11 protein-coding genes and 1 pseudogene are annotated in these 11,294 nt (G+C 68.2%); 3 read left to right on the top strand and 9 right to left on the bottom strand.

Features of this window, described 5'->3' with window-relative positions; translation table 11 throughout:
• Positions 1–441 precede the first annotated feature (441 nt).
• Positions 442–1,308, bottom strand: coding sequence for a YihY/virulence factor BrkB family protein (locus ACFUNE_RS11160; RefSeq protein ID WP_383565081.1), 867 nt, complete (start codon positions 1,306–1,308; stop codon positions 442–444).
• Between the two features lie 655 nt (positions 1,309–1,963).
• Between ACFUNE_RS11160 and ACFUNE_RS11155 the strand changes: the two genes are divergently transcribed.
• Entirely contained in the window at positions 1,964–2,608 is a 645-nt protein-coding gene (locus ACFUNE_RS11155; RefSeq protein WP_383565079.1) for a hypothetical protein, read from the top strand.
• 308 nt (positions 2,609–2,916) lie between these two features.
• Here ACFUNE_RS11155 and gcvH read toward each other — a convergent pair whose 3' ends face one another.
• Positions 2,917–3,297, bottom strand: a complete 381-nt coding sequence (gene gcvH / locus ACFUNE_RS11150; protein ID WP_383565077.1) for a glycine cleavage system protein GcvH — start codon at positions 3,295–3,297, stop codon at positions 2,917–2,919.
• A gap of 289 nt (positions 3,298–3,586) precedes the next feature.
• A complete protein-coding gene (locus ACFUNE_RS11145) occupies positions 3,587–4,561 on the bottom strand; it encodes an SGNH/GDSL hydrolase family protein (protein WP_383565075.1) in 975 nt (324 codons plus the stop codon).
• 202 nt (positions 4,562–4,763) lie between these two features.
• On the opposite strand from ACFUNE_RS11145, the pseudogene ACFUNE_RS11140 reads away from it, so the two are divergent.
• Both ACFUNE_RS11140 and ACFUNE_RS11135 read left to right on the top strand, forming a co-directional pair.
• Positions 4,764–5,068 (top strand): annotated as a pseudogene (locus tag ACFUNE_RS11140) (YfhL family 4Fe-4S dicluster ferredoxin).
• Positions 5,069–5,267: 199 nt separating this feature from the next.
• A complete protein-coding gene (locus ACFUNE_RS11135) occupies positions 5,268–6,749 on the top strand; it encodes an NAD(P)/FAD-dependent oxidoreductase (protein ID WP_383565073.1) in 1,482 nt (493 codons plus the stop codon).
• Positions 6,750–6,759: 10 nt separating this feature from the next.
• Here the strand turns inward: ACFUNE_RS11135 and ACFUNE_RS11130 are convergent, their stop codons facing one another.
• The 6 genes from ACFUNE_RS11130 to ACFUNE_RS11105 form a co-directional block, all read right to left on the bottom strand.
• A complete protein-coding gene (locus tag ACFUNE_RS11130; RefSeq protein WP_383565071.1) occupies positions 6,760–7,218 on the bottom strand; it encodes an actin-binding ADF family protein in 459 nt (152 codons plus the stop codon).
• A gap of 14 nt (positions 7,219–7,232) precedes the next feature.
• A complete protein-coding gene (locus tag ACFUNE_RS11125) occupies positions 7,233–8,090 on the bottom strand; it encodes an RNA polymerase sigma factor SigF (protein ID WP_383565069.1) in 858 nt (285 codons plus the stop codon).
• A gap of 737 nt (positions 8,091–8,827) precedes the next feature.
• Positions 8,828–9,028 (bottom strand): hypothetical protein, encoded by a 201-nt coding sequence (locus ACFUNE_RS11120; protein WP_383565067.1) that lies wholly within the window; start codon positions 9,026–9,028, stop codon positions 8,828–8,830.
• Entirely contained in the window at positions 9,028–9,786 is a 759-nt protein-coding gene (locus ACFUNE_RS11115; RefSeq protein WP_383565065.1) for an SRPBCC domain-containing protein, read from the bottom strand. The genes ACFUNE_RS11120 and ACFUNE_RS11115 overlap by 1 nt, the downstream gene beginning before the upstream one ends.
• Positions 9,787–9,818: 32 nt before the next feature.
• A complete protein-coding gene (locus ACFUNE_RS11110) occupies positions 9,819–11,066 on the bottom strand; it encodes a cytochrome P450 (protein WP_383565063.1) in 1,248 nt (415 codons plus the stop codon).
• 10 nt (positions 11,067–11,076) lie between these two features.
• Positions 11,077–11,292: an MbtH family protein gene (locus ACFUNE_RS11105; protein WP_383565061.1), complete on the bottom strand. Its 216-nt coding sequence runs from the start codon at positions 11,290–11,292 to the stop codon at positions 11,077–11,079.
• Positions 11,293–11,294 lie beyond the last annotated feature (2 nt).

Below are 11,294 nucleotides of genomic sequence, written 5' to 3'. Positions count from 1 at the left end.
CCTCTAAAGATGATCGTGGAGAGCCCTCAGCACAACCGGATCCGAGACCCGCGTGAAGACGTAGAAGTGCCACTTCTTCCGCCCAGTGAAGATCCGGGTCTGCCTGACCTTCCACCTACCCATGACCCCCCATGCCGAGGCCGACATCCTGCGGTACCCGTCAGGATCGCGCTCGGCGGTTGATCATTCTGTCAGGGGTTTTCAGAGATCACCGACGCCAGCGGGGACGACGAGTTCGGGCGAACCGGGCCTTCGGCCCCGTGACGGCGGGGGCGGCCAGGCGCGTAGGGCCGCCATGCAACGAATGATCATTTCTGCCGCGCCCTGGCCGCCGTCCTTGCCCTCGCGTCCGCACCCACGGCAGGCCGGCGTCAGCCACGGTGCGTGAGAGCCGGGCGAAGTTGCTGCCCGGCGAAGAATGCACAGAGGCGTCGGCCATCGTCACAGCTTGCGGGTGTCGCGGGGCTCGGCGTATGGCTCGTCATCCGGGGAATGGCCGCTGCTGATAGCACGCCCCCTTTGAAGTTCGGCGTTGAACTCCAGTCCGAGCAGGATCGCGATGTTGGTGAGCCACAGCCAGATCAGTGCCACGATGGGGGTGGCGAAGGCCCCGTAGGTCTTGTTGTAGCTGCTGAAGTTGGCGACGTAGAGGGCGAACAACGCCGACGCGATGAGCCAGATGACCACGGCCAGTACTGCGCCGGGCATCACCCGACGGACTCGACGCTTGACGTTGGGAGCGGCCCAGTACAGCAGCATGACGATCAGGACGACCAGGAGCAGCATGACGGGCCACTTGGCGATGTTCCACACGGTCACCGCCGTGTCGCCCAGCCCGAGGATCGACCCCATCTTCTTGGCCAGGGTGCCGGTGAAGACGACGCCGACCGCGGTGAGAGCCAGGAGGATCACCACGGCTGCGGTGATGCCGAGACGGACCGGCAGCGTCTTCCAGACCGGCCGGCCCTCACCGATGTCATAGACGATGTTGGACGCCCGCATGAAGGCGGCGACGTAGCCGGAGGCCGACCACAGCGCCAGAACGACACCGACGATCAAGGCGATCAGGGCCTTGCCCTGGCCGCCCTTCAGTTGCTCCAGCATGGTGGTGAGGATGTCGCGCACGGATCCGGGCGCGATGCTGGAGAGGTTCTTGATCAGGGAGTCGATGGTGGAGGGGCTCAGCAGGCCCAGAATGGACACCAGAGCCAGCAGGGCCGGGAAGATCGCCAGGACGCCGTAGTACGTCAGGGCGGCTGCCCAGTCCGTGAGGTTGTCCTCCTTGAACTCCCGCAAGGTGCGCTTCACGGCGCTGCCTTTGGACGCACCACCCTCCTCCGCGCCTTCAGGGGGACGAGCGGCATCGCCGCGTTCTTCATGGGGCGGGCCGATCGCGTCACCACCCTTCCCAGCCAGGTGACTGGTGCCGCCATCATGCTGGTGAGCGCTGTTGCCCTCGTGACGCTCGTGGTCTGGACTGCCAGAGGGAGGTGTGGCCACATGGACTCCTTCGTCGAGCGCCGGCATCAACGCAGCCGGCGCGGTCGGTCGCACTCCGTTTCATGCGAACCCACCGGCTCCCAAAAGATACGGATGATGCTGCGATAGGGGTCGATAAGCCGCAGCTCCATGGCACCTTCCGAGCGGGGCCTGCGCCACCGCATGGCATCCACTTGGACCCAGATGCCCCCTTGCGGGTGGAGTGGATCAGAGACGAAGCGCGTGCGCATGTCTGTACCGAACTGTCTGGGAAGGTCGTCGGCCTCCGCCGTCAGGGCCTCAGCCGACATTGACCTGGTTAGGGCGGGGAGCACCGGCAAGCGGCCAGGATCTCGACCGGTCACCACGTCGGTCTGGGGCTGCCACTGGCGCTTCGACATGCGAGTGGGCCCGGCTGGGGTGACGGTGGAAACTGAGTCGGTGTGCTGCCGCGGTCATCGGCCTGATTCGGAGGAGTCCGGGGATGTCGGAACGCAATACCGCTGTTCGGAGCATGCACGATCTTGGTCTGGCGGCGTGGTTCGGTGGTTCCTTGATGGGGGCGGTCGGGCTGAACAGTGCGGCTGCGGCCGAGGGCGGCACGTGGCGGAATACTGCGCGGATCGCGAGCGCCGGCTGGGCGAAGTGGGCGCCGGTCAACGCGGCAGCCATCGCCCTGCACCTGGCAGGAGGTAGCGGGCTGCTGGCCGCCAATGCCACCCGGGTTGCCACTCAGCAGGGAGTGGCTGCTTCCACGATCGCCAAAACCGTGCTCACCGGTGCGGCCCTGGCCGCGACCGCCTACAGCCGCATTCTCGGCAAGAAGATAGAGCTCGCCTCCTCGGAGGATCCCGAAGACCTGGAGAAGGCGGCGGAGCATCCTGTCGACGTGGAAAAGGCCCAGCACGATCTTGCGTGGGTGCAGTGGGCGCTTCCCGTGCTCACGGGTGGGCTGATCGTCCTCAACGCGCTGCACGGCGAACAGCAGCGCCCTGCGGAGCAGTCGCAGGGGATGCTTCAGCGTGCCGAGTCGATGCTGCGTCACCCCAGCAAAGCGACACCCCCGGCGAATGGTCGCCCTGGCCTTCCATGGAACGCTCTTCCGGCGCGTTCCGAGTGGTGCCTCTGACCAGGTAATGCGGGGCATGTACGGCACGCCTACGCCGCCACGTAGTTATGCGCACGCCCCGAACCTGCCGTCCAGCCGGTCCGCCGCAGGAACTCGACGCCGTCCTGGTCCTCGCGGGCGAGCCCGGCGATCTGCCCGCGGATGACGCTCCGCCGGCCGCCCGGGGGAGAGGGGTGGTGGAGTCCGAGCCGTCTCCCTGGGGCGGGCGGTGACGTATCTTCCGGTCGGCTGGTGTCGTGGCCCATGACGTGAGCGCGCTTTGGGCGCGGTCCTGGTGGTATCGGCGGCATTGGGGCTTCTGTGACGTCTCAGGCCCGGATGTACGCCTCGTACTCCGGGGCGCTGAGCAGGCCGGGGAGATCGATCTCGCTGGCCGTGAGCTCGACGATCCATGCCCCGTACGGGTTGTCGTTGAGGTCCTCGGGAGATTCGGAGAGGGAGTCGTTGACCGCTGCCACCTCGCCGGCGACAGGGGCGTAAACCGCGGACACCGCCCCGCGGGTCTCCACCTTGCCGATCGCGGCGGATGCTTCGTATGTCGCCCCGACCTCCGGCAGCTCGACGTTCACGATGTCGCCGAGCTGCCGCTGGCCGTGGTCGGTGAGGCCGGTGCAGACGCGGCCGTCTTCCTGGTGGCGCACCCATTGGTGGTCGGTGGTGTAGCGCAGATCTGAGGGCACGGACGTCACGGCAGCTCCTTCGAGATGAATGCGGGCCCGGGTGATCACGGCCCTGTTACAGCCTGCGCAGCCTTGCGGGGGCGTATGCGGGGTTTCACCCGGACGACGTACCCGCCCCGTGACACCGGCGTCCCCCGCGCCCCGCCGCCCGCTCACTCCACGCCCCCGGACGCACCGCACCTGAACGCCGAACGGCCTGCCAGCTCATGAACCGGCGTCTGGCGGGGATCGGCCTTGTTGCGGCCAGGGCGCCAACGACGGCGAATGACGTGGCGCCCTGGCCTTGGCGGTGTGCGGGTCAGTTCGGGGAGACGGCGTTCCGGATCGCCGGTGCGATGTGGTCGGCGGCGTTGCGGTGGCCCTTGGCGTTGGGGTGCACGAGGGCCGGACTGCTGTCGTTGCCGAGCATGCCCTCGACCCACTTGTCGTCGTCACAGACGCTGTGGTTCCGGGTGGAGCCGTAGAGGCTGACGAAGCTGGCGGCGTCATTGGTGCCGGCTGACATCTCGATGGCCCTGTTGAGGGGTTCCAGGACGCTGGTGCGCAGCCAGGTCAGGTCGCCGCGGGTGATGGAGGCGAACTGCTGGACGTTGTTGTACTGGCACTTGGAGGTGTCCGCGGGGATGACCGTGGGGTAACCGACGGCCAGGATCTTGGCCTGGGGGGCGCGCTCGTGGAGCGTAACGAGCATCAGGCCGTAATCGCGGCGGACCTTGGCCAGCTTGCCGGGGATGGTGTCGGCCAGCGTGTCCTTGCACGGCGTCCCCGTGCCGTCGCTGCCCGAGCCCAGCTGCAGGCACTGGAAGAGGATGTCGGCGAACCCGAGGGTGTTGCCGCCCACGCCGACGGTGATCACGTCGGTGCCGGGCTCTACCGCCGCGGACTGCGGAGGCACCGGGGGGAAGGGGTAGTCGGGGTCTGGGGGGAAGCCCGGCACGTTGTGGCCGATCGGCTGCTGGGCTCGGAAGGTGATGTCCTCGATCGTGGCGGCGCCGCAGCTGACGTTGGTCAGTTCGATCAGCGAGCCCAGATCCCGGTGGATGACCTGCGGGTAGGACTGGTCGGTGCGCTCGCAGCCGTCACGAGGGTACTCGTAGGCGTCGCCGGCGGCCGCGATGACTCCGGCGGTGTAGGAGTCGCCCAGGGCGACCCAGTCGTAGGTGGGGGCCGCAGCCGCCGGGGCCGCACCGGCGAGCTGTACGGGGGACAGGGCCCCCGCGGCCAAGGCTACGGCAGAACCCAGCACAGCCAGTCGAAGGCGCGCGTTTGCCATGAATCCTCCAAAAATGCGGTATCGGCGACGCCCCGACCGTACAATGAATATCACCGAGAGTGTTCAATGAGTTCGGAGAGTCACCGTCTCGGTGGTCACTCGTACGGGTGGCCTCCACCGTGCAGACGCAAAGAGTGACTGGATCGCGACATTAGGTGATTGACGGCTTGTTCATCAGAGCGCGGCAGGAGGCGGGAGCGGCATGGCTATCACGATTACCGAGGACTGCATCAACTGCGGAGCCTGCGAACCGGAGTGCCCCACCGAGGCAATCACCGAGGCGAAGAAATCTATGAAATCAACCCTGCTGCCTGTACGGAATGTGTGGGGTTCTACAACCTCGAGGCGTGCCAGGCGGTGTGCCCGGTGGAGTGTTGCCTGCCCGACCGGCACAACGAGGAGACGGAAACGTCCCTGATCGGCCGCGCCCTGAAACTGAGGCCTGACGACGCGGAACTCCGGCGCAAAGCGGCGGCTGACGACTTCCCCAGCCGCTTCAGGGCCTGACCCCCGGGCCCGGTCCTTGCCGAGCTGTTGGAATCGGGACCGGGCGGCGACCGGCCAGGGTGTGGCTGGGCATGGTTTTGACCTTGCTGTGGCAGGGGGCGGACGACGGCCGCGCCCCGGGAAAGAGGGCCGTAGGCCTGAGTCTCGTCAGCCAAACCGTGGCCGGCCGCAAAGCGGCTTCGGGACGTAAGGAGTAGGCATGGCAGTGCGGGACGTGGATGTGCTGGTGGTCGGTGCAGGGGCGGTGGGTCGCTCCATCGCGTTCGTGCTTGCCGCGGCTGAGCCGGCGGTCCGGGTCGTTGTCGCCGGCGACACCGCCACCGATGGTGACGCCGGCGGTGGTGGTGCCGCGTCGGGTGCCGCGGGGGCGATGCTTGGCGCGCTGGGGGAGGTCACCGACTTCGGGATGCGGACCCAGCACGGCCGGCTGCGCATCGACCTCGCGGTCGCCGCCGCGCGGCGGTGGCCGGCCTGGCGGGAACAGGTCCGGGCCCGCGCCGGCTTCGACGCACCGGAGCGGGACGGGTACGGCTCCGGCACGTTCATGATCCTGAACGCTGTCTCCTCCGCCCTCGACGAAGCCTCCTTCAGCGCCGTCGCCCGGGCCGCGGCCGAGCATGGTCTTCCCTGCTACGACACCGCACCGGCGGACATCCCCGGTTACCGGCCGCTGGACAACGACCGCGCCTTGCGCGCCTGGCACCTGCCCGAGGAGGGCTTCCTGGACGCGCGGGCCTGGCTCGCCACCCTGGACGCAGCCCTGGCGGCCCTGCCCAACGTGACCCGTACCCCGGCCGGAACGCTCACCGCACCACCGGGCAGCGGCTACCTCCTTCACACCCCGACAGGCGTCTTCTCCGCCCCGCGCACGGTGGTCGCGGCCGGCGCCTGGACCACCCCGATCCTCCAAGCTCTCGACCCGGACCTGCCGGTCGTCCCCGTCCTGGCCGCGGCCGGCACCGCGGTGACCGTCACCCATTCCGAGCCACGCCCCATGGTGGTCCGCACCCCCAACCGGGCATACGCGTGCGGCCTGCACGCCGTCCCCCAGGCCGACGGCACCCTCTACCTCGGCGCCAGCTCCCACCCCTGCCTCACCCCCACCACCCAACCGACCGCCGGAGCGCTGCGCTTCCTCCTCGACACTGCGCTCTCTCAACTCGACCACCGCCTCACCGGCGCCAATATCGCCCGCCTCCATCACGGAAACCGTCCCCTGTGCCTGGACGGCCACCCCGTCATCGGCCCCACCCCGCGCGAGGGACTGTGGGTGGCATCGGGCACCCACCGCGACGGCCTGCACGCCTCCCCGCTGATCGCCACCCTCCTTGCCGACGCCCTCCTCGCCCCCACCAACGCCCCCGGCCGGCTGCCGGGACCGCTGGCAGCGTTCACCCCCTGCCGAAAACTGATCGCGGACATCACGGTGAAGGAAGCGGCAGCCGAGGCCGCCGACCACCACGCGGCACTCGCCGCAGAAACCAGGATGCGACCCCCGCTGACCGGCGCCTGGCCCCAAGCCCTGACCGACGCATACGCCGCCCGCATGGAAACCGCCTACGCGTCCATGCCCGACGGCTACATCCCACCCCCCGACCTGGCACCCCTCGCCTACGAGGCCACCGGCCCGGCCCTCGCCGAACTCGCCACCTGCCACATGGCACGCCACGACCACGCATAGCCGCCCCCTCCTACCGGAAAGGCGGCCGTTCTTGCGCGGGCGCCGGGTGGTGAAAGTGGTGGTCGTGCGGTGGGTCGCCCTGACGTGCGGAGGGAGTTCCGCAAGCCCGCCAGGTGTGAGTGTGTTGGTCGGGGTGGCGGGTCAGTTCCCTGCGGTTCGCCTTGTCGAGGAGTGATTCGTAGGAGACCTCGTTGTACTCGGTCCCCTGGATCTCCACCGCGATGCCCACCAGTGCCTTGCGGAGTGCTTCCTTGGAGGCGGCGAAGAGCATCTTCTGCTTGATCTTGGCCGTGTCGGGGGCCCACGAGACGAAGGTGAGCTTGTTCCGTATCCCGGCGCCCGCCTTCTCGAACTCGAAGTCGTAGACGGGCCAGTGGCACTTCGTCTCCGGTAGTCGGCCCGCACCGTCCAGCAGGTGTTGGACGCTCGACCCGCGACATCGAGGCGCCGCCGCGTGGAAGGTGCGCACACGCCTCTACTTGCTCAGTTCTGGGTGAGCATGCCGTGGCGGAGTTTGGTGAGTACGCGGGTGAGGAGGCGGGAGACGTGCATCTGGGAGAGGCCGAGGTGTTCGCCGATCTGGGCCTGGGTCATCTCCTGGCCGAAGCGCATCTGGACGATTTCCCGGTCGCGGTCCTCGAGGTCTGTCAGGAGCGGGGCCAGGGCGTGCAGGTTCTCGACGAGTTCAATGCCGGGGTCGCGCGTGCCGATGGTGTCGGCGTAGGTGGCGCCGGCGTCGTTGTCCTCTGAGTTCATGGGCAGGTCGATCGAGCCGGCGGTGTATCCGTTGGCGGCAATAAGGCCTTCGATGACCTCTTCCTCGCTGATGTCCAGGTGGGTGGCGAGTTCGGCGACGGTGGGGTCCCGGTCGAGATTGGTGGCGAGCTGTTCCTTGGTCTTGGCCAGGGTGACCCGCAGTTCCTGCAGGCGGCGCGGGACGTGGACGGCCCAGGTGGTGTCGCGGAAGAAGCGCTTGATCTCACCGACGATGTAGGGGATCGCAAAAGTGGTGAACTCGACCTGACGCGAGAGCTCGAAGCGGTCGATCGCCTTGATGAGGCCGATGGTTCCGACCTGGATGATGTCTTGCATCTGGCCGTCGCCGCGGTTGCGGAAGCGGTGGGCGGAGAACTGCACCAGCGACAGGTTCATCTCGATCAGCGTGTTGCGCGCGTAGTGGTATTCGTGGGTGCCTTCCTCAAGGACCTGCAACTGACCGAAGAACAGCTTGCCCAGTGCACGGGCGTCCTTGGGAGCGATCTTCTGCGGGTTGTCGATCTGAGGCAGCGGGCTCGGGGCGGTGGTGGTTTCTGCGGCCGGTTCCTTCGTGGAGATCGACATTGCGGTGTTGCTCCCGCCCAAGAGGGTGCCGACGGAGTTCCGCAGGCACAGCTGCTCGCCTACCCGGGCCCGTGGGGGAGCATGTCCCGGGGGTGCGGCTCGTCTGCTCGTGGTACAGGACGGCTGCCCCTGGGCACATGCGCTCGCCAGGGCCGGGGAGTCAGGAGAAGAGAAGGCGTGCAGGAGGCCGCTGAACCGCATGGCACCCGACAGCCGGCTGAGTGACATCGCCTACGGACCCCGTTCAGGTCGGCCTTTAGACAGACGCCCGTGACAAGCGTGAGCACCGCGATAGCCGGTCACACCAGCTCTTTGACCTGCGGTTTCAGGTTGGCGGAAGCTCAGTGCGCTTGCCGGGGATCGAGCCGGACTGAGCGGGATCCAGCAGGATGTGAATGTCCGCCTCTGTGACGTTTCCGCAGGTGAGACGCGTCTCCTTTTTTCGGTTCGAGTCCCCCGGCATCCCCAGACAGAATCGTTCTGACCTGGGGATACGCACTTTCAGGCGTTTTGTGCGTGTGGCGGTCGCCTCACGGGGGTGTGGCGACCACGGCGCTTGGGCCTTGCCTGCAGGATAGGTCGTGCACGGCTGTGACCTGGTTTTTGTAGTCTTGCCTCCGTGGGTTAACAGCGGTCCCACGGACGCTGAGACGGCTCCGTGCCCCTCCCTAGCGGATCTTTCGTGGGCGCCGGTGGCTCGAGCCGCCGAGGTGAGATCGTCCTCCGCTGCTGCCCCGCTACCAGCGGCGGCGCGGCTGTACTGGGTGGAGTTTGGCGATGAGCGCCGAGAGGAAGGTCGGGAGCTTGTCGACCATGGCTTTAGGGACCGGGGTCGACTGGACAGTGCCTCTCCTCACGTCCTCGACGACGAGGGCGTAGGTGCCGTTCTCCTCGACGAGTTCGGCGGCGAAGAGCAGTGTCTGCGTAGAGGTTTCCATCAGAGCTCCTGGGCATGGGCTTCGTCGAGCCAGGCGGTCCACTCCTTGGCGGCCTGCTGCTCGTCGGTGTCCTTGGCGAACAGGTGGTGGCCGAGCCACATCGGCACGTTCCACGTGCTCCCGTTGAAGAACCGGTACAGGGCGTCCGGGCCGCGCAGTCCGACGAAGTCGGTGCTCAGCCAGTCGACCAACACCTCCACGGGGCCACGGTTCGGGCAGGGGGCGAGGAGCGTGAACCGGTCGCCGACGGCAGCGTCGTCGGCGAGACCGATGCGGCGCCGCAGGGCGGCGAAGTCGGCCGGGTCGGCGGTCGCTTCGGGGCGGTGGGCCTGCACGTAGACGGCGGGGCGTCCGGCGAAGTGGCCGAGGTATTCGGTGAGGGAGTGCTGGTGGAAGTCGACGTACTTCTCGGCCGCGTCCGTCTTGCCGTCCCAGTTCCAGGCGTCGTCGACGAGGCCCGTGTGCACCCAGTGGATGCCCATTTGTAGGTGGCTTGTGCCGCCGTCGGCCGGTTCCACGCGGTAGCTGAGTGTGTTGGAGAACCCGCCGTCCTGCGTGGCCCGCAGCGCGAGGTGGTGCGGCGGTTCCCACGTCACCACGGTGGCGTCTCCCCGGGTGACCCGTCCGCCGACGCACGGCTCGATCTCCATCGGGTAGAGCCAGCCGAGGTTGCCGGCGCCGGTGGCCACCGCGTTCCAGACTTCCTCGGGTGTGACGGGCAGGTCCTGCTGCCTGCGGACCTCGAACTCTCGGGTCATGGTCGGTACTGCTCCTTCGTCCTCGTTCACGGTCAGTAGATGAGCGGGAGGGCGTTCAGCCGCCGTTGCAGCGGGTTGGGCCGCCAGTCCAGCGCCGCCCCGTCGGCCAGCCGCAGCCCTGGCAGCCGGCGCACCAACGTGCCGACGGCGACCTCCGCCTGGAGCTTGGCGAGCGGGCCGCCAAGGCAGAAGTGCGGGCCGTGGCCGAAGCTGAGGTGGCGGTTGCCGGGGCGGGTCAGGTCGACGCGGTCGGGGTCCTTGAAGCGTTCGGGATCGCGGTTGGTCGCGCCAAGGAACAGGTACACCAGCTCGCCCTCCCGCAGCTTCCGGCCACCGATCTCCAGGTCCTGCGCGACAACCCGGACGATGGCCTGGGTCACCGTGTCGTAGCGGGTCAGTTCTTCTACGGCGCCGCGCATCAGACCGGGGTCCGCGCGCAGCCGGGCCAGCTGGTCCGGGTGGCGCAGCAGGGCCAGCACGCCGTTGGTGATCAGGTGGGTGGTGGTCTCATCACCCGCGGTGATCAGGACGAAGCAGGTGGACAGCAGTTCGGAGTCGGTGAGCCGGTCGTCCTGCCTCTGGGTGGCGACCAGGGCGCTGATCAGGTCGTCGCCCGGTTCATGTCTGCGCTGTCGGATGAGCGCGGACAGGTACTCCTCGTACTGGTCGATCGCCGCCTCGGACTTGTCGATGTCCTCGCTGAGCCGGCCGAAGCGGCGGAACCAGCTCTTGACCTGCGGTCGGTCCTCTTCCGGAATGCCGAAGAGCTCGCAGACCACGGACATCGGCAGCGGGGAGGCGACGGCCTCGATCAGGTCCATGGACGGCCCGGCCGCGACCGCCTCGTCGATGAGCCGGTCGACGATCCGCTGGACGCCTTCGCGCAGGGCTTCCACCCGCCGGGCAGTGAAGGCTCTGTTGGCGAGTTTGCGCAGCCGGGCGTGGTCCGGCGGGTCGGTGTTGCTCATCACCCGGCCGAGTCGTTCGGTGAGGCGGCTGAAGGCCTTGAGGTCGCCGCCGAGCGAGCTGTAGGCGCGGGTCATCCTGTCCCGGTCGTTGGACAGCCGTAGGTCGCCGAGTGCCGCCTCGACGTCGGCGTACCGGGTGAGGTACCAGACGCCCTGGGGGCTGCGGTGTACGGGGTCCTCGCGCTGCATGCGGGCGTAGAGCGGGTACGGGTCCCGGCGGGCCTCGGGGGTTAGCAGCGCTTCGGCGAAGTCGTCGATCCCGGCGGGGCCCGCGTTGTGACGGGCCCCGCTCAGCGTTTCGGTGGAGGTCACGTCGGCCGCGCTACTGCTGGGCGTCCATGGCATCGGCGAGGCTCTTGGGCCGCATGTCGGTCCAGTTCCGCTCGATGTGCTCCAGGCAGGCTGCGTGGGTGTCGGGGCCGTGGGCGACGGTCCAGCCGGCGGGGACGTCGGCGAACTGCGGCCAGAGCGAGTGCTGGTTCTCGTCGTTGACGAGGACGAGGAAGGTGCCGTTCTGGTCGTCGAAGGGGTTGGTCATGG

This window comes from Streptomyces sp. NPDC057287 (genome assembly GCF_042667905.1).
Lineage (GTDB): Bacteria > Actinomycetota > Actinomycetes > Streptomycetales > Streptomycetaceae > Streptomyces.
This window is presented reverse-complemented; position numbering and strand designations above follow the sequence as displayed.